The following is an 18,995-nucleotide window of genomic DNA, read 5'->3' on the forward strand; positions in this document are numbered from 1 at the left end:
ATCAGGCGCCACGGTGGATGGCACCGGCATCGCCGGTGTTCGCGGGTAAGCCCGCGCCTACGCCGATGGCGCCGGACCACGCTAACTTCAGGCTGACACCCCCATTGTAGGAGCGGGTTCACCCGCGAATCAGGCAGCGCTGGCCTGTCTAAGCGGTAGACCATTCTTGAATTACTTCAATCTTGAATTTTTTTATTAAGTCAAGATCCACCCTGTTCAAATCCTTCCCGGCGTGCTACAAACTGGTTAAGCAATGATCTAGCTGCTTGATAACGAAGGGAAAAATATGACGAAGTCGGAGCTGATCGAACGTATTGTCACCCATCAGGGGCTGCTCTCGTCCAAGGACGTGGAGCTGGCCATCAAGACCATGCTTGAGCAGATGTCACAATGCCTGGCTACCGGCGATCGCATCGAGATCCGCGGTTTTGGCAGCTTCTCGCTGCACTATCGCGCCCCACGCGTAGGCCGTAATCCCAAGACCGGCCAGTCGGTCAGCCTCGAAGGCAAGTTCGTGCCGCATTTCAAACCCGGCAAAGAGTTGCGCGACCGGGTCAATGAAGACGAGCATGAAGAGGCCCACACCTGATTCCCAAAGGAGCAATCTGATGCGTAACTTCAAGCGCGCCCTGGCGGCGGTGTTCGTGCTGCTATTGGCGGCTGTGGTGCTGTTCTTCGTGCTGGAGAACCAGCAAACCGTGTCATTGGTCCTGTTCGGGTGGGCTGCACCCGCCATGCCGGTTGCTGTCCTGGTATTGGCCGCTTTGGTCATTGGCTTGGCAGTCGGGCCGTTGCTGGGGGCCTACGGCGTGCAGCGCAGCAAACGCAAGATCAGGGAGTCTGCTCGTGAGGCGGCACTGAGCGGCAACTAAGGAAATATCCTACACCTACTAAAGAAAGGTTCACCTATGCATGCGTCGGCCGTCATGGAGTAATAGTCCACTTCATTTTCGGTCCAGGCGAGTGTGCGCAGCATGGAATATCCCAGCCTTTCCCATCATGGTGGTACCCGGGGTGTCACTGGGTCCTGCCATCAGTTGCACCTTGATCCCTCCGTTAGCCTGCTGATTGATTGCGGCCTTGAGCAAGGGAATGAGGCGCCGTCGGATGCGGAGACCGCGGCGCTCGGCTTCGATATCCAGGGCATTCAGGCACTGGTCATCACTCATGTCCATCTCGACCATGTTGGGCGCATCCCTGCGCTGCTGGCAGCGGGTTACCGTGGCCCTATCCTGTGCAGCGAGCCCTCAGCCCGGCTGCTGCCGCTGGTACTGGAAGACGCCTACAAGCTGAGTATCAGCAGCAAGCCTGCGCAGGTGGCGCGCTATCTCGATTTCATCCGTGACCTCATCGTGCCGCTGCCCTTCGAGCAGTGGCACACGGTGGTCGAGCGCCCGGGTCTTGCCTGTCGTATTCGTCTGCAGCGCGCAGGGCATCTGCTGGGGTCCGCTTATGTCGAGTGCGATATGCAGCATGAGCAAACCAACACCCGGTATGTGTTTTCTGGCGACCTGGGCGCTTGCGGCAACCCGCTGCTGCGCCCGGTGCAGCCTCCGGAGCGCGCCGACGTGCTAGTGCTGGAAAGCACCTACGGCGACCGCCTGCACCCACAGGCAGGCGACCGCCGCCAGCGACTGGAAGACGCCATCGACCGTGCACTTGCCGACAAGGGCACCATCCTGATTCCTGCATTCAGTCTTGGTCGTACCCAGGAGCTGCTGTATGAACTGGAAGATATTCTTCATCGCAAAGCCCTGCTGAACACTACCGGTCCGGCTCCGGACGGGGAGCCGATCGACTGGTCACAGTTGCCCGTCATCCTCGATTCGCCCTTGGCTCAGCGCATCACCGGCGTGTACCGGGAGCTGCACGAATACTGGAATGCAGAAGCCAAGGCGCGTGTTGAAGCGGGGCGCGATCCACTCGGCTTCAGTCAGCTGATCAGCGTGGACACCCATGCCCGCCACCAGCAGGTGGTCAACTACCTCAAGAGCACAGGGCGCCCTGCAATCGTAATCGCCGGCAACGGGATGTGTTCGGGTGGGCGTATCGTCAATTACCTCAAGGCCATGCTGGGGGATCCGCGGCATGAGGTGATGTTTGTGGGGTACCAGGCTAAGGGGACGCCGGGGGCGGTGATACAGGCGAGTGAGGGGGCTGAAGGGTTTGTGCAGGTTGATTTGGATGGGCGGATGTATGAGATCAGGGCCAAAGTGCTGACATTGGCTGGATATGCGGGTCATGCAGATCAGAGAGGGTTGTTGAGGTTTGCTGGGGGGGTATCTCGGCGCGGGGCTCAAGTGATACTTGTGCATGGGGAGCAAGACGCCAAGCGTTCGCTCAGGCATGCGCTTGCTCAATCTATCGAGACAGCCAATATTCTAGCTGAGATCCGCATTCCTGGGGATTGAGTGAGGTCGTGCGTGATTGGAGCGACTCTGCTCGAGTCGTTTATTTTCAATTGGTTAGTGCGCTAATCATTTATGCATATGAATGGCTCGTCGGTTCAAGGGACTGAGAAAAGCGCGGTACTAGAGCGGTTTGATGATGTTGGATTAGCATCGGAAATGAGATCGCCGCCTTCTGTTCCTATCGTGGTATTTCAGCTACTATCCTGAGCTACGTTCTACCGGCGACCCGTTGGTCGACTAGACTCACTGCTGGACGCTACTACCCTGAGGCGAGTTGAGAGGGGTTTGTGAAGGGGATGGTGAGTGGCAATCAGCGTCAGGGGAAATGGGTTTCTTGGGAAGTTTTTATTGTACATTCCGGTTAAACTGTTGCCGGCTTTTCTTACTGTATTTTTTATCTTCTTTTTGTACCGTTTTTTTCCTGAGGATGAATATGTCTCCTACTCGGTGAGTGTCGCCTGTTCGCTGATTGTCGGTCAGTTGAGTGCTATGTGGGTTGGGAACTCTTATGTTTATTATTATTCTTCCTATAGTGATCATAGGGCGTTTTTTTCAAGCTGTCTTTACCTCGTTATAATGTTGGCCCCCTTTGCGGCACTTGTCGCTGGATCGGTTGCAGTACTTTTTTCCTCTGCGAATGACACATTTTTGTGTGTTTTGCTGTTGTGTTTTTCGCAAATGCTCTTCTTTTTCATGTCTTCGGTTTGTCAGGCTGCATTTTTGGTTCGTCAACAGTTACTGGCTGTGGTCTTGCAGGTAGTAGGTCAGTTGGGGATTATTTATTTTTGTTACTCTGATGTGGGCGTGTCGTATACGGATGCCATGCTTGCACTCAGTGGTGGATATGGACTGGCTGCATTGGTCATGTTCGTTGCGGCGGCTGTCAGAATGGGAGTGAACGGCCCTTTGGCGGCTTGTTCGGCGTTCGGCAATGACGTCCGCGCCGTATACAACTATGGTTCCGCGCTGGCACCCTGGATGCTGGGGATGCTGCTGATGGTGGCTGCTGACCGATTTGCGATTGGCGCCTTGAATGTCCCAGGTGGTGATTCGTACCTATCGATGAAGGATCTGTTTGTCGGCGCCGGCGGGTTGCTGAGTATGCCTCTGCTCATGCTTGTGCACCCGCTGATCATCAAACGATTCCGTGATGGTGTTTTTGAGGGTTCACTGATTCAAAGCTCCGTTGGCTTCCTGGTAATTGTTTTTTCCTTGCTGTGGGCTGTTATTGCGCTGGTGGGATTTTCAGTGTTTGAGCAGTTCACCGGCAAGCCAATATCGGCGCCTTTTGGGGCGCTACTGATCGCTTACCTTGGCGTCTTCCTGAACTGCGCTGCGGTTTACACACAAAAACGCCTTGAAGTGCACAGGCGCATGCGGCTGCTGGCCATGTTTTCATTGGCTGCTGCTTTGGTGTCCTTGCTGCTTTCTTATGCGGGCGGGATATTGTTCGGTTTGTATGGTGTGGCGTTGGGTGTGGTGGTGGGGCAGTTGATCTATTTTGGTATCGTCACTGCAACCATCATGAGAAAGGTCAATCTTTACAGGGGGCTGCTGAAGCCGTTTGCCGTGTCGATGCTGGCTTTGATGGTAGGTTACTTACTTCAGGTTGCACTAGATGTCTTCATGGGGGCGGTGGTGTGGTGGGCGCGGGTCTTGGTGTGGGTCCTGATTTTTTCGTTGTTCTCGCTGCTCGTGGTCTGGAAAACTGTGGCTTGGAAAGATTTCATGAACGCCAGAATGGATTGATGAGTGTTGCGGCTAGCGGTGTTTCTAGGTTGTTGCGACAGAAATAAAATTATGGTTTAAAGGACTTTAGGGGGGGAGGGGAATGACCGATTCGAATAAGTTTCGAGATTGGCTGTCGGTAAATATTGCGCCAACTATTTTTTTAGTGTCCTATTTTCTGACTGTTGTCCTTGGTAATCTTGTCTACTTAATTCCATCAGCACGCCCGTTTCTGGAGAAAACTCCCTTCACTGCTCGGATATTCGAATTTGATACATTGTTCTCTTCGGGTTTCTGGTTGCTGCTATTGTCACCATTCGTTGTGACGCCGTTGGTAGTCTGGTTGGTGCGGAGGTTCACGCAGCCATTGGTTGCTAGGGTGGTAGGTTTCTTTCCAGAGTTTACCCATTCATCCTATCTAATGCTCTTGCTGCTCTGTTATGGAGTTGTGATATACGCGTTCTGGCAAGCGGAAGCCTTCCGGCTGTTTCTGGCAGGTAGCGATTTTACTTCGAGTGTAGAGGCGCGTTTCGTCATTCGTGAGCGGGTCAGCTTCTTTAGTATGGCCCTGCTGATGTCGAATTTGCACTTCTTGTCTATCTATGGTGCGGTGAAGCTCGTGCGTAAGGGTGGGCTTTGGTGGGGGGGGGTCACACTGCTGAATGCTGTCGTGATCTCAGTGCTTCTGGTTGTCCTGAATATGAAATGGCCCATTCTGATTTTCTATGCGGGCTTGGTACTGGCTGTGTTTGTTTATACGCCACGGTATCCATTCGTGAAGGCGGCGGTCGGTATGGTCGCGCTGCTGCTGGTGTATTTTCTGATCTCGGCATTTGTTTACAGGATTTCTCCTCCGGTGCCGGAGCAGGCTGAACAGTCGCAGATCGGCGAGTCTGCGATGGTTGAGCCGCAAGTGTCAGAGGCTGACATAGCCGGTCACTCGGTAGCCCCTGTACCTGAAAGGGATGAGAAGGAGAGCAAGGGGGCGGATGTCGTGGCATTGAGTGCGGCCATTGGTGGGGAAGTCCCTAAGATGATGTTTCATGCTGTCAATCGTATGGCCATTATCTACCCATATTACTACGAGGTTTTCACCAAGCGGGGACAGGTATGCGGGGGCTTGCTTGCGCAGGCAAAAGTCGGTCAAAAGTGCCGCCCCAGTTACTATATATATACCGAGATATTCAATGATCAGTTCAATGGGCGTGGTACTGCTCCTGCAGCAGTTCACATCACGTCATACGCATTGGGTGGATGGCCTCTGGCTGCCGTCGGCTTGCTATGTGGTTCTGTACTGCTAGGTGTTTTCGCGGCTCTTCCGCTAGGAGGGAGTTCGTTGGCAGGCGCCATTGCTGTTACAGGTGGGGTCATGGGCTATCATCTATCTCAGCTGCCAGGTGAAGGGCCTATTTTTTACGATCATGGCGTTTTCTGGTCGATATTGATGCTGTTCGTATACGCATTGTTCGTAAAAGCTTACCGGGCTATGGTCGCGAAATGAGTGTGGAATCCAAGCGTGCACTGTTGCAAGGGGAGCGCGAAGTCAAGAGCGGCGCGGCAGTGCGCAAAGTCCTGCTGCTGGGCTTTCATGTGGGGGAAGCCTATTTCGAGCGCTACTCCGCCGGTGACAAGTTTCCGCAGGTTGCGGCCTACAAGTTGGAGTCGCGCTTCATTGAAGCGCTCAGGTTGGCTGGGTTGAGGGTTGACACTCTGGCGACTATTGCAGTTTCCACCTTTCCGCGTATCAAGCGAGTCTGGCTACCCGGCAAACTGTTGCCGGGCAACGGGCAGGGGGTGGGGCGTGTCATGCCGTTCGTCAATTTGCCTGTAATCAAAATGCTCACGCGGTGTGTCGGTTCATTCTATGGTCTCTTGCGTATGGGGCGTCGGACTGACGCTATCTGTGTATACGCGGCGCACTCGCCTAATTTGCTGGCTGCCTACTTGTATTCAAAGCTGTGCAAAAAACCTTTCTTTGTATACGTCCCAGACTTGCCATCGTTCATGGATGTGGCCCTTGGGCGTGGCAGGCTTTTAAAGCTATTGAAGAAGCTCGATGCTTCCCTGTTGTCAGGGCTGCTTGCTTCGTCAAATGGCTTGGTGGTAATCAGTCGACCGATGGTCGAAGACTATCCGGCATGGCGCTCCAAGCCCTATATGGTGCTCGAGGGTATATCTTCGTCCTCATCTGGGCCTGTTACCGTGGCGGGGTCGGGCCGCAAGCAGATGATTTTCTACGCCGGTGGGGTCAACCGCTCGTATGGAATTGTCGAGCTGGTGGAGGGTTTTCTTCGATCGGGTATCGACTACGAGCTGGTGCTATGTGGTCGCGGTGATCTGGAGGGCTACTTGACGGATGTTTGCGCTCGGCATGCCTCCGTCAAGTATCTTGGGTTTGTGTCGCCTGAGAGGGTGGCGCAGCTGCAAGGGGCGGCCTCATTGCTGTTGCTGACGCGCAATCCTGCGGAGCGGTATACCCGCTACTCCTTTCCTTCAAAGCTGATTGAATACATGTCTGCTGGTATACCGGTGTTGACGACGCGCCTGGCAGGGATACCAGATGAGTATTTCGACTATATTAATGTTATTGAAGAGTTTTCAATCGATGCGGTTGCGCGCGCGCTCGTCGATTTCAGTGCTGCGGACAAGCAGAATTTGTATGACAAGGCCGCGCGTGGTAAGGTCTGGGTGCTTGAGACTAAGTCAAGTCGCGCCGTCGGAAAACAGCTTGTTGAGTTTATGGAGAATAATAAGTGAGTATATTTTCGGGTAAGGTCTTGCTAGTAACCGGCGGCACAGGCTCATTTGGTAACGCGGTGCTGAAAAGATTTTTGGAAGGCGATATTCGGGAGATCCGTGTTTTTAGTCGCGATGAAAAAAAACAAGATGACATGCGTAAGCGTTATGCGAGTGATAAGTTAAAGTTTTATATTGGTGATGTGCGCGATTATCAGAGTGTTTTAAATGCGACGCGTGGTGTCGACTATATTTATCACGCCGCTGCACTAAAGCAAGTTCCTTCATGTGAGTTTCACCCCCTTGAGGCGGTCAAGACGAATGTGTTGGGGACTGAAAACGTACTGGAAGCGGCCATTCAGAATAGCGTCAAGCGCGTCGTCTGCCTGAGTACCGACAAAGCGGTCTACCCTATCAATGCCATGGGTATTTCCAAGGCCATGATGGAAAAGGTAATGGTTGCTAAGTCGCGGAATGTGGATGAAAAGAAGACCGTCATTTGTGGCACTCGTTATGGGAATGTCATGGCTTCGCGTGGTTCGGTGATTCCGCTATTCATCGACCAGATTCGCGCTGGCAAGCCGTTGACACTGACCGATCCCAACATGACGCGCTTCATGATGACTTTGTCCGATGCGGTCGACTTAGTTCTATATGCTTTCGAACATGGCAACAATGGTGATTTGTTCGTACAAAAAGCGCCTGCAGCGACTGTAGATACATTGGCCCGTGCCTTGACCGGGTTGGTGGGTAAGCCAGAACATCCCATTCAGGTGATCGGTACGCGGCACGGCGAAAAGCTCTATGAGGCGTTGCTTAGCCGCGAAGAAATGGCCTGCGCGGAGGACATGGGCGATTACTTCCGTGTACCACCGGACTTGCGGGATTTGAACTATGCCAAGTTTGTCGAAGAGGGAGAAACAAAAATTTCCCGTACCGAAGACTACAACTCGCACAACACTGAGCGCTTGGATGTCGAGGGTATGCAGCGGCTGTTATTGAAGCTGGAATTCATGCAAGCCATCCAGCGCGGTGAGCATGCAACGCCGGAGGAATGACAGATGAAGGTCTTGATCACTGGCGCCAATGGCTTCGTAGGGCAAAACCTGATTGCTCATTTGAATGAGCGTAGCGACGTTGAGATCATGCGCTTTGCCCGGGGAGACTCACTTTCGAGCCTTCCAGGGTTAGTTGCCCAAGCCGACTTTGTTTTCCACCTTGCGGGGGTGAACCGTCCCCAGGACCCCGCAGAGTTCCAGGCCGGAAATGCTGACCTGACACAGGCCCTGTGCGATGCAATAGCCAACTCGGGAAGGAAACCCCCGGTGCTTTACACGTCGTCCATTCAGGCGCTACTGGACAACCCGTACGGCCACAGCAAGCGAGGTGCCGAGCAGGCTCTTCAGTCATTGCAAGGCGAGCACGGTGTGCCTGTGTTTATCTTCCGACTGCCGAACGTATTCGGTAAGTGGTCGCGACCTAATTACAACTCCGCAGTCGCTACCTTCTGCCATAATATCGTGCGCGAATTGCCGGTAACGGTTAATGATCCCGACGCGCCTCTGCAACTTGTCTATATTGATGATGTGATTTCGTCATTCCTCCAAGTCATGGAGGGCACCAAGGAGCAGCAAGGCTTTGTCACTGTCGACCCGGTTTACCAGACCACGGTGGGTGAGTTGGTGCGACAGCTCTACGCATTCAAGGAAAGTCGCGGGTCGATGATCACCGAACCCGTGGGTACGGGCCTAGTACGTGCGCTGTACTCCACTTACCTCAGCTTTGTGCCGGCGGAGCGCTTCACTTATGGATTGCAGAAGCACGAAGATCCCCGTGGTGTCTTCGTCGAAATGCTCAAAACCAAGGATTCAGGGCAGTTTTCGTACTTTACTGCACATCCGGGCGTCACTCGCGGGGGGCATTATCATCATTCGAAAAACGAGAAGTTTCTTGTCATCAAAGGGCGCGCCTGTTTCCGTTTTAGGCATATCGTTTCGAATGCGTTCTACGAGTTGTTCACAACGGGGGACAAGCCTGAAGTTGTGGAAACCGTTCCTGGGTGGAGCCATGACATCACCAACGTGGGCGATGACGAGTTGATCGTGATGCTCTGGGCCAACGAAATTTTCGACCGACAGCTCCCTGACACCTATGCCCGGCCTGTGGGTGCGAAAGCTTGATCTATTGCTTCAGGATCCTAGAATGAAAAAATTGAAAGTGGTAACGGTAGTGGGTACTCGCCCGGAGATTATTCGTCTGTCGCGTGTCATGGCCGCGCTGGATGAGCACTGCGAGCATGTACTGGTGCATACCGGTCAAAATTATGACTACGAGCTCAACGAGATCTTTTTCCAGGATCTTGGTATTCGAAAACCAGACCATTTTTTGAATGCGGCAGGTGCTACAGGCGCGGAAACTATTGGCAATGTGATCATTGCCGTCGACCGGGTGCTGGCGGAAGTGCAGCCTGAAGTACTGCTTGTGTTGGGGGATACCAACAGTTGTATGAGCGTGCTCCCCGCTAAGCGCCGCAAGATTCCGACATTCCATATGGAGGCGGGTAATCGCTGTTTCGACATGCGCGTCCCCGAGGAAATCAATCGCCGGATTGTCGACCACACCGCTGACATTAACCTGACATACAGTACGATTGCCCGTGACTATTTGCTGAGCGAAGGGCTACCGGCTGATCGGGTAATCAAGACTGGCAGCCCTATGTTCGAAGTTCTTAACTATTACCGTGAAGGTATCGAACAGTCAGATGTGCTGAGCCGCCTTGACCTTGAACGCAATAAGTTCTTTGTGGTCAGTGCACATCGGGAAGAAAATATAGACTCCGACAAGAATTTCTTAAAACTGGTTGATACATTGAATACGGTTGCCGAGCATTTCGATCTGCCAGTCATCGTCTCGACCCATCCGCGGACGCAAAAACGCGTGAGTGCCATGGGGGTAACGTTCCATAAAAATGTGCAACTGCTCAAGCCACTGGGCTTTAAGGACTACAACAAACTACAGTTGGAAGCTAAGGCTGTTTTGTCAGACAGCGGCACGATCAATGAAGAGTCCTCCATTCTCAACTTCCCCGCGTTGAATATTCGTGAAGCACACGAGCGCCCTGAGGGAATGGAGGAGGCGGCAGTCATGATGGTTGGGCTTGAAGTCGAACGTGTCATGCAAGGATTGGCCATTCTCGAGTCACAGGCACGCGGGAAGCAGCGCAGCTTGCGTCTTGTCGCGGATTACAGTATGCCGAACGTCGCTGACAAAGTTGTTCGTATCCTGCACAGCTACACGGATTATGTGAATCGCATTGTCTGGAAACAGTATTGATCGAGTAGTCGGTATGGCTGACAACAGGTTGCGGGTTCTTCTCGTTACACAATATTTTTGGCCTGAAAATATGCGGATCAATGACATGGTTCGCTATTTTACTGAGCAGGGGCATGAAGTCACAGTTTTGACGGGTTTGCCCAACTATCCAGAGGGTGAGGTTTTTGAGGCGTACCGTGAAAAGCCCGAGTATTTTAAGGAGTTTCAGGGGGCTGAGATTATCCGGGTACCTCTGGTGCCGCGAGGTTCGGGAAAGCTGACCCTGGCGCTGAATTACCTGTCGTTCTTCATCAGTGCCTCGACGGTGGGTGCCTACAAGCTGAAAGGGCGTCAATTTGACGCCATCTTCATGAATGCAGTTTCGCCAATCATGGCGGCCATCCCAGCTATCGTGATCGGTCGGCTGAAGCGGACCCCTGTATTTGTCTGGGTGCTGGACCTATGGCCGGAGTCCCTGAGTTTTGTCGGAGTGGTCAAGAATCCAAAGCTCATTGCCATGGTCGGTAAGGTCGTGTCATGGATATACAATCGTACCGACTATCTGCTGGTGCAGTCTCATGCCTTTGTCGAGGACGTAAAAAGATATTGCACCAAGCGTATGCCGGACGAGCGCCTGATCTATTTCCCTAGTTGGGCAGAGGACGACTTTTCTGCGTCGGTATCGCCTCAGTCGTCCCTAATTGACAGGCAGGCTGATGTATTCACCATCGTTTATGCTGGCAATTTAGGTGAGACTCAGGGCTTTCCTTCGATACTGGATGCAGCTGAAGAGCTCCGTGACCAGGCCGCTATCCGTTGGGTGATTGTGGGTGATGGGCGCATGGGCAACTGGATTGCTGAGCAGATTGCACTCAGACAGTTGGACAATGTTTTGCTGTTGGGGCGGCACCCGCTAGAAGAAATGCCTGCATTGTTCGCGCAGGCAGATGCGTTACTCGTTTCGCTGAAGACCAACGACATCATCGCCAAGACCATCCCAGGCAAGGTGCAGACCTACCTTGCTTCGGGGAGGCCATTGATAGGGGCGGTGGACGGCGAAGCGGCGAGGGTCATCAGGGAGTCCGGGGCTGGGTTGGCTTGTCCTTCTGGTGATGGCAAGGCGCTATCCCGGATAGTACTCGAACTGGCAAGCGCTGATGTGGAGAAGCGGGATGAGATGGGGCGCAGCGGTCGCCTGTATTACGAGCAGAACTTTTCGCGTACCAAGCTCATGAAAAAGCTGGAAGCATTGATGTATGCCGCCACCTTGCGCCGGGGGGCGCCATCATGATGTGAGTGATTGCAAACGTGAGGATGTTGTTGTCGCGCGTTGGGCCGACAGCACCATTCCAGTTATACGCTTCCAGAACAATCAGGAATTATAACAATGAGTCAGTGGTGGATGGTTCCACTCGTGGTTATCGCTTCCTTGCTGATGACTGCGGGTTTGAGGCGTTATGCCTTGGCGAAAAGCATCTTGGATATCCCTAATGCACGCAGCTCGCATGTCATCCCTACGCCTCGGGGTGGTGGGGTTGCCATTGTCGTTTCATTCATCGCTGTGCTTGCCTTTCTTGGCTTCCAGGGTAACGAAAGTGCTCGGGCGCTACTGGCGTTGGCTGGTGCAGGTGGCCTTGTGGCCATCATAGGCTTCATGGACGACCATGGGCATATCGCTGCCAGGTGGCGGTTGCTTGGTCATTTCATTGCAGCGTTCTGGGCGCTTTACTGGCTCGGTGGACTTGCTCCACTCAGTGTGTTCTCGTGGACCCTAGAGCTGGGTGTGTTTGGCACGGTCCTCGCGGCTATCTACCTTGTATGGATGCTGAACCTGTACAACTTCATGGATGGCATCGATGGTATCGCCAGCGTCGAGGCCATTTGCGTTTGTATCGGCGCCTGCCTGACTTACTGGTTGGCTGGGCACACGCATTTGATGACCCTCCCGCTGTTGCTCGCTATGGCAGTATTGGGTTTTCTCTTCTGGAATTTTCCTCCCGCGCGTATTTTCATGGGAGATGCTGGAAGTGGCTTTCTGGGAATCGTGCTAGGTGTATTGTCACTGCAAGCTGCCTGGGCCTCGTCCCAGTTGTTCTGGTGCTGGCTAATCCTGCTGGGCGTCTTTGTGGTTGATGCGACCTTTACACTCCTGCGGCGTCTGTCGAGGGGAGAAAAGCTCTATGAGGCGCATCGCAGCCATGCCTATCAGTTTGCGTCCCGACGATATGGCAGACACCTCCCGGTAACTGTCGGCGTCGCGGTATTGAATCTATTCTGGCTTCTACCCATTGCGTTGTGCGTGGCGTTATTTGATCTGGAAGGTGTCGTCGGCGTGTTGATCGCTTATGTGCCATTGGTAGGTATTGCTTTTGCCTATAAGGCTGGCAGTGCCGAGTGAGTTCTCCGAGTTGCCCACTGAAACCCAGGGGCAATTGGTTAATCCGTGGATTAGACAGGGGGCAGTGAAGGTGTTCGACGGGATTCTGGACAAGATGCGGGCTTCTCTGCTGGGATTGCCTCGCCGTTATAAACGTATGCTCCAGGTCTTGACTGATGTCTTTCTGGTCTGGGCGGCTTTGTGGCTTGCGTTTCTGGTGCGGCTTGGAATTGACGAGATCGCGGACCCTATCAAGGACCACCTGTGGTTGTTCTTGTGCGCCCCAGTTATCTCGATACCTTTGTTTATTCGTTTCGGTATGTATCGCGCGGTCATGCGCTACTTCGGTAATGACGCGCTCATCGTGATCATCAAGGCCGTGACACTATCGTCGTTGATTCTCGGGGTAGCGGTGTATTGGTATAGCGGGCACCAGAATGTGGTGCCGCGTTCGATCATATTCAATTTTTGGTGGCTGAGCCTGATCATGGTTGGGGGGTTGCGCCTTGCCATGCGTCAGTATTTTCTGGGTGACTGGTATGCCGCCACCCAGCATGTACCGTTCGCCCAGCGCGATGATGGGCTTCCTAGGGTCGCGATTTATGGGGCAGGCGCGGCAGGTAACCAGTTGGCGGCCGCATTGCGCCAAGGTAAAGTCATGCGACCGGTTGCGTTCATCGATGATGACGACAGCATTTCAAACCAGGTAATTTCTGGTCTACAGGTATTCACGCCTGCCCATATCGAACGCATGATCGAACTAACGAGTGCGCAGGAGATCCTGCTAGCCATTCCTTCCGTATCTAGGGGGCGTAGGCGAGAAATTCTTGGGTTTCTGGAGCGCTTTCCACTGCATGTGCGCAGTATCCCAGGTATCGTGGACCTTGCTAGCGGCCGCGTCCAGGTCGATGACATTCAAGAGGTAGACATTGCAGACCTGCTGGGGCGTGACTCCGTCCCGGCCCAGGAAGACCTGCTCGCGCATTGTGTCGCAGGTCAAACGGTCATGGTTACGGGAGCCGGTGGATCTATCGGGTCGGAGCTATGCCGGCAGATTCTGGGGCTGGAACCCAAAGTGCTGCTGCTGTATGAGCATAGCGAATTTAACCTCTACAACATTCTCCAAGAGCTTGAACAGCGAGTGGAGCATGGATCTCTGTCGGTACGACTTTTGCCGATATTGGGGTCGGTGCGCAATCCGGCCCAGTTGTTCGATATCATGAAAACCTGGTCGGTGGACACGGTCTATCATGCGGCCGCCTATAAGCATGTTCCGCTGGTCGAGCATAATATCGCCGAAGGTGTGCTGAATAACGTCATCGGAACCCTCAATACAGCGCAGTCGGCACTCAAGGCGGGTGTGGCAAATTTTGTGCTGATTTCCACCGACAAAGCAGTACGCCCAACTAATGTCATGGGCAGTACCAAGCGTCTTGCTGAAATGACGTTGCAGGCACTGAGCCAGGAGTTGGCGCCTGTATTGTTTGGCGAAACCGATAATGTTTCGAGGGTCAACAAGACCCGTTTCACCATGGTCCGATTCGGCAACGTGCTGGGATCGTCAGGGTCTGTTATCCCCTTGTTCTACAAGCAGATCAAGGCCGGTGGCCCTCTGACTGTCACTCACCCTAAGATCACTCGCTATTTCATGACCATTCCCGAGGCTGCCCAATTAGTCATCCAGGCCGGTTCGATGGGGAAGGGCGGAGATGTGTTCGTGCTAGACATGGGGGAGCCAGTTCGGATCGTGGAACTGGCTGAAAAGATGATCCATTTGTCTGGATTGAGCATTCGTTCCGACCGCGAGCCGCATGGTGATATTGCAATCCAGTTCAGCGGATTGCGCCCGGGTGAAAAGCTCTATGAGGAGTTGCTCATTGGCGATAGTGTGGTGGCAACACGGCACCCTATGATCATGAGCGCTAGCGAAGACTACCTGCCTTGGGAAGTACTTAAACCAAGGCTCGCACAGCTGTTGTCAGCGATTGAGAAGGATGACTATGTTCTTGTCCGGCAGCTGCTGCGCGAAACAGTCATTGGCTATGCCCCTGAGGGTGATATTGTCGACTGGATTCACGTCCAACGGCGCCAGGAACCCTGATAGGGCTATTGCTATGGGCGGTCGAGTAATCAAGGAGCCAGCATGCATGTTTTAGTGACCGGTGCGAAAGGTTTTGTTGGCGGCGCCGTATTGAGCCGGTTTCAAAAGGAGACCGATGTCGAACTGACCGCTGCTGTACGCAAGCTCCCTTCCTCGATAGACGGTAAGGCCAGTTTCGTTGCGGTCGGCAACATTAGCTCAGAAACCGATTGGTCACAGGCTCTTCAGGGTGTTGATGTGGTCGTTCATCTGGCTGCACGTGCCCATGTACTGAATGACATGCAGGCCGACCCACTAGCTGAGTTCAGGCGGGTGAACGTGGAAGGGGCGGTTAAGTTGTTGCGGCAAGCCATAGACAATCACGTCAAGCGTTTCGTATTTATCAGTTCGATTGGTGTGAATGGCAATTTCACAACGGGCGAGCCATTTTCCGAGCATTCCATACCTGCGCCGCATGCTAACTATGCGTTGTCAAAGCTCGAGGCTGAGGAGGCTCTGAAGGCACTCGCGGCATCAAGCGGTATCGAACTGGTCATAGTCCGGCCGCCCTTGGTTTACGCGGCGCATGCGCCAGGCAATTTCGCTAGGTTGTTGAAGCTGATTGACTTGGGTATTCCTCTGCCTTTTGCCTGCGTAAGGAATAGCCGCAGTATGGTCGCACTGGAGAACCTGGCCGACTTCATCGCTTGCTGTGCCCGGCATCCAGCTGCGGCGGGAGAAACGTTCTTGGTTTGCGATTTTGAAGATGTCTCACTGAAGGAGCTGCTTGAGCTGCTGGCGCGTGGTATGGACAAGCGTCTGATTCAACTGCCGGTTCCTCCCGCATTGATTGGCTGGGCAGCGGGGCTGATTGGCAAGCAGAACCTCTATACGCAGCTTTGTGGGTCGCTACAGATTGACTCCACCAAGAGCCGGCAACTGCTAGCCTGGACGCCGCCAGTTAGTGCCCAGGCAGCACTTATCGATACTGGGCGCAGGTTCCGCCAGTCCAACCGGTAACAAGTATCTCGACCATTGCCAGCCGCGGGGGGTAATTTCTTTGCCAAGGGCGATAACCTCCAGCTTTCGTTCTCTTTGGCGACCGTTAATCCTAGGTTTTTCTCTCGTCGTTCTGGCGGCGCCTCAAGATGCTCTTCTGGCAGTGATCAAGACACGTCCCCTCGGTCACAGTTAAATCTCACGTTGCCATCGTCTTCACTCTCGAATCAACCGCCGACAGTCTAGAATCCTGAAAGTGGAAGAGCAGACCCTGACAACGGAAGCAGACAAACATGACCATTCTGGTAACCGGCGGTGCAGGCTTTATCGGGGCGAACTTCGTTTTGGACTGGCTGGCCGGCGATGACGAACCCGTGGTCAACCTGGACAAACTCACCTATGCAGGCAATCTGCAGACCCTGAGCAGCCTGCAGGGCGACAAGCGCCATATCTTCGTGCACGGCGACATTGCCGATAGCCGGCTGGTCGCGGAGTTACTGCATGCCCATCAGCCCCGCGCCATCATCAACTTTGCCGCCGAATCTCATGTCGACCGCTCGATCCATGGCCCGCAAGCCTTTATCGAAACCAACGTCGTCGGCACTTTCCACCTGCTGGAAGCCGTGCGTGCATACTGGGGCGGCCTGAATGAACCGGCGCGGCAGGCATTCCGCTTCCTGCATGTATCTACCGACGAAGTGTATGGCTCGCTGGCTGCCGACGAAGCGGCCTTCACTGAAACCCATCCGTACCAGCCTAACAGCCCGTACTCGGCCAGCAAGGCTGCCAGCGACCACTTGGTCCGTTCGTATTTCCATACCTACGGCCTGCCGGTGCTGACCACCAATTGCTCCAACAATTACGGCCCTTACCACTTCCCGGAAAAGCTCATCCCGCTGATGATCGTCAACGCCTTGGCCGGCAAGCCATTGCCGGTGTATGGCGACGGTCAGCAGATTCGCGACTGGTTGTACGTAAAAGACCACTGCAGCGCCATCCGCCGCGTGCTGGAAGCCGGCAAAACCGGTGAGGTTTATAACGTCGGGGGCTGGAATGAAAAGCCCAACCTGGAAATCGTCAACCGCGTTTGTGCGCTGCTGGACGAACTGCACCCTCGCACCGACGGCAAGCCGTACGCCGAACAGATCACCTACGTAAGCGACCGTCCCGGCCACGACCGCCGTTACGCCATCGATGCCCGCAAGCTGGAGCAGGAGCTTGGCTGGAAGCCTGCGGAAACCTTCGAAACCGGCATCCGCAAAACCGTGGCCTGGTACCTCGACAACCAGGACTGGGTGCAGAACGTACAGTCTGGCAGCTACCGCGACTGGGTAGAAAAAAACTACGCAGGGCGTTCTGCATGAAGGTGCTGCTACTGGGCAAGGACGGTCAGGTAGGCTGGGAACTGCAACGCAGCCTGGCCCCTCTGGGGCAGTTGCTGGCGCTGAACGCTCGCAGCCAGGCGTACTGTGGCGACCTGGCCAACTTGCCGGGCCTGGCCGAAACGGTCCGGGTCTACGCCCCCGATGTCATCGTCAATGCGGCGGCCTACACCGCCGTGGACAAAGCCGAGAGTGACCGTGAGCAAGCCTTCAAGGTAAACGCCGACGCTGTCGGCGTGCTGGCCCGCGCTGCCGCTGACAGTGGCGCACTGCTGGTGCATTATTCCACCGACTATGTGTTTCCGGGGCAGGGCACCCAGCCCTGGCGCGAAGACGACGCCGTTGACCCACTGAATACTTATGGCGCCAGCAAGCTGGCTGGCGAGCAAGCCATCCAGGCTGCCGGTTGCCAGCACCTGATTTTTCGCACCTGCTGGGTGTATGCCGCACGCGGCAACAACTTCGCCAAAACCATGCTGCGTCTGGCTGCGGAGCGTGACAGCCTGGGCGTGATCGATGACCAGCACGGTGCCCCGACAGGCGCCGAACTGATTGCCGACATCACCGCCCACGCCATTGTCGCCACCCGCCGCAACCCATCCCTGGCTGGCCTGTACCACCTGGCTGCGGGTGGGGAAACCACCTGGTGCGGCTATGCCCGTTACGTACTGGAGCAAGCGGCGGTCCATGGCGTGCCGCTGAAAGCTCATGCCGAACACGTCACCCCATTGACCACAGAGGCCTACCCGACGCCGGCCATGCGGCCGGCCAACTCGCGTCTAGATACCCATAAACTGCAGAAGGCCTTTGCCCTGACCCTGCCAGACTGGCGCCTGGGTGTGGCTCGCATGCTGACGGAAATCTACGAGAAAGGACCACTATGAAGCGTAAAGGCATCATTCTGGCGGGTGGGTCGGGTACCCGCCTGCACCCGGCGACCCTGGCAATTTCCAAGCAACTGTTGCCGGTGTACGACAAGCCGATGATCTATTACCCGTTGACCACACTGATGCTGGCGGGCATTCACGACATCCTGATCATCTCCACCCCGCAGGACACCCCGCGCTTCGAGCAACTGCTGGGCAACGGCCACCGCTGGGGCATCAACATCACCTACGCCGTGCAGCCATCTCCGGACGGCCTGGCCCAGGCGTTCCTGATTGGCGAAGACTTCATCGGCAACGCCCCCACCGCGCTGGTGCTGGGTGACAACATCTATTACGGCCACGACTTCCAGCAGTTGCTGCGCAGCGCGATGGACCGCCAAGGCAGCGCCAGCGTGTTCGCCTATCACGTGCAAGATCCTGAACGTTATGGCGTGGTCGAATTCGACGGGCAGGGTAATGCCATCAGCCTGGAAGAGAAACCGGCCAAACCCAAGTCCAACTACGCCGTGACTGGGTTGTACTTCTACGACAATGACGTGATCGAGATTGCCAAAAGCATTCGGCCATCTGCGCGTGGTGAGCTGGAGATTACCGACGTCAATCGCGCGTACCTGGAACAGCACCGTTTGTCGGTGGAGATCATGGGGCGCGGGTATGCCTGGCTGGATACCGGAACGCATGACTCGCTGCTTGAGGCAAGTGGGTATATCGCGACGATCGAGCGGCGGCAAGGGCTGAAGGTAGCATGCCCGGAAGAGGTGGCATTCCGGCAGGGGTGGATCGATGCCCAGCAGTTGGAAACGCTGGCAGCGCCGCTGGCCAAGAACGGTTATGGCCAGTATCTGCTGCGTTTGATTCAAGGCACGGTTTATTGAGGTAACAACCTAGGGGCGGAACCGCCATGCCACGGGCGGTTCAACCCGCGAAAAGGCCGGGCCTGCTGGCCAATTTCCCCGGTCATTCACCGTCGCAGCCGCCACCGTATTCGCGGGTAAACCCGCTCCTACGCCTGGCATGTCGGGGGTTGGGCACGGGCCGCCGTAGGAGCGGGTTCACCCGCGAAAGGGCCGGGCCTGCTGGCCA

General features: G+C 54.9%; 16 protein-coding genes. All 16 read left to right on the plus strand.

Going from position 1 to position 18,995, the window contains the following annotated elements; all coding sequences use genetic code 11:
- Window positions 1-286: 286 nt before the first annotated feature.
- The gene (gene ihfB, locus ACF8EF_RS03105; RefSeq protein ID WP_010952810.1) at window positions 287-589 is read left to right on the plus strand and encodes an integration host factor subunit beta; all 303 of its coding nucleotides are present in this window, start codon (window positions 287-289) and stop codon (window positions 587-589) included.
- A gap of 19 nt (window positions 590-608) precedes the next feature.
- Window positions 609-872, plus strand: a complete 264-nt coding sequence (locus tag ACF8EF_RS03110) for a lipopolysaccharide assembly protein LapA domain-containing protein (protein ID WP_392460642.1) — start codon at window positions 609-611, stop codon at window positions 870-872.
- A gap of 102 nt (window positions 873-974) precedes the next feature.
- Window positions 975-2,411, plus strand: coding sequence for an MBL fold metallo-hydrolase RNA specificity domain-containing protein (locus ACF8EF_RS03115; RefSeq protein ID WP_392460643.1), 1,437 nt, complete (start codon window positions 975-977; stop codon window positions 2,409-2,411).
- Window positions 2,412-2,714: 303 nt separating this feature from the next.
- Entirely contained in the window at window positions 2,715-4,160 is a 1,446-nt protein-coding gene (locus tag ACF8EF_RS03120; protein ID WP_392460644.1) for a sugar transporter, read from the plus strand.
- Between the two features lie 82 nt (window positions 4,161-4,242).
- A complete protein-coding gene (locus tag ACF8EF_RS03125; protein ID WP_392460645.1) occupies window positions 4,243-5,640 on the plus strand; it encodes a hypothetical protein in 1,398 nt (465 codons plus the stop codon).
- Window positions 5,637-6,896, plus strand: a complete 1,260-nt coding sequence (locus ACF8EF_RS03130; RefSeq protein WP_392460646.1) for a glycosyltransferase — start codon at window positions 5,637-5,639, stop codon at window positions 6,894-6,896. The genes ACF8EF_RS03125 and ACF8EF_RS03130 overlap by 4 nt, the downstream gene beginning before the upstream one ends.
- Window positions 6,897-6,898: 2 nt before the next feature.
- Window positions 6,899-7,933, plus strand: coding sequence for a polysaccharide biosynthesis protein (locus tag ACF8EF_RS03135; protein WP_252461701.1), 1,035 nt, complete (start codon window positions 6,899-6,901; stop codon window positions 7,931-7,933).
- A 3-nt stretch (window positions 7,934-7,936) separates the two neighbouring features.
- Window positions 7,937-9,055: a capsular polysaccharide biosynthesis protein CapF gene (locus tag ACF8EF_RS03140; protein ID WP_252461695.1), complete on the plus strand. Its 1,119-nt coding sequence runs from the start codon at window positions 7,937-7,939 to the stop codon at window positions 9,053-9,055.
- A gap of 22 nt (window positions 9,056-9,077) precedes the next feature.
- Window positions 9,078-10,208: a non-hydrolyzing UDP-N-acetylglucosamine 2-epimerase gene (wecB, locus tag ACF8EF_RS03145; RefSeq protein WP_252461694.1), complete on the plus strand. Its 1,131-nt coding sequence runs from the start codon at window positions 9,078-9,080 to the stop codon at window positions 10,206-10,208.
- 13 nt (window positions 10,209-10,221) lie between these two features.
- On the plus strand, window positions 10,222-11,478 hold the full coding sequence (locus tag ACF8EF_RS03150; protein WP_392460647.1) for a glycosyltransferase family 4 protein: 1,257 nt from the start codon (window positions 10,222-10,224) through the stop codon (window positions 11,476-11,478).
- Window positions 11,479-11,574: 96 nt separating this feature from the next.
- Window positions 11,575-12,585 (plus strand): glycosyltransferase family 4 protein, encoded by a 1,011-nt coding sequence (locus ACF8EF_RS03155; RefSeq protein WP_392460648.1) that lies wholly within the window; start codon window positions 11,575-11,577, stop codon window positions 12,583-12,585.
- A gap of 94 nt (window positions 12,586-12,679) precedes the next feature.
- Entirely contained in the window at window positions 12,680-14,665 is a 1,986-nt protein-coding gene (locus ACF8EF_RS03160; protein ID WP_392460652.1) for a polysaccharide biosynthesis protein, read from the plus strand.
- A gap of 42 nt (window positions 14,666-14,707) precedes the next feature.
- On the plus strand, window positions 14,708-15,664 hold the full coding sequence (locus ACF8EF_RS03165) for an NAD-dependent epimerase/dehydratase family protein (protein WP_392460649.1): 957 nt from the start codon (window positions 14,708-14,710) through the stop codon (window positions 15,662-15,664).
- A gap of 272 nt (window positions 15,665-15,936) precedes the next feature.
- Window positions 15,937-17,007, plus strand: coding sequence for a dTDP-glucose 4,6-dehydratase (gene rfbB / locus ACF8EF_RS03170; protein ID WP_392460650.1), 1,071 nt, complete (start codon window positions 15,937-15,939; stop codon window positions 17,005-17,007).
- A complete protein-coding gene (gene rfbD, locus ACF8EF_RS03175; RefSeq protein WP_392460651.1) occupies window positions 17,004-17,909 on the plus strand; it encodes a dTDP-4-dehydrorhamnose reductase in 906 nt (301 codons plus the stop codon). Before rfbB ends, rfbD begins: the two co-directional genes overlap by 4 nt.
- Window positions 17,906-18,787 carry a glucose-1-phosphate thymidylyltransferase RfbA gene (gene rfbA / locus ACF8EF_RS03180; RefSeq protein ID WP_176685070.1) on the plus strand — a complete coding sequence of 294 codons (882 nt, stop codon included), beginning with the start codon at window positions 17,906-17,908 and terminating at the stop codon, window positions 18,785-18,787. The genes rfbD and rfbA overlap by 4 nt, the downstream gene beginning before the upstream one ends.
- Window positions 18,788-18,995: the final 208 nt, after the last annotated feature.

Source organism: Pseudomonas sp. zjy_15, assembly GCF_043101865.1.
Lineage (GTDB): Bacteria > Pseudomonadota > Gammaproteobacteria > Pseudomonadales > Pseudomonadaceae > Aquipseudomonas > Aquipseudomonas putida_Y.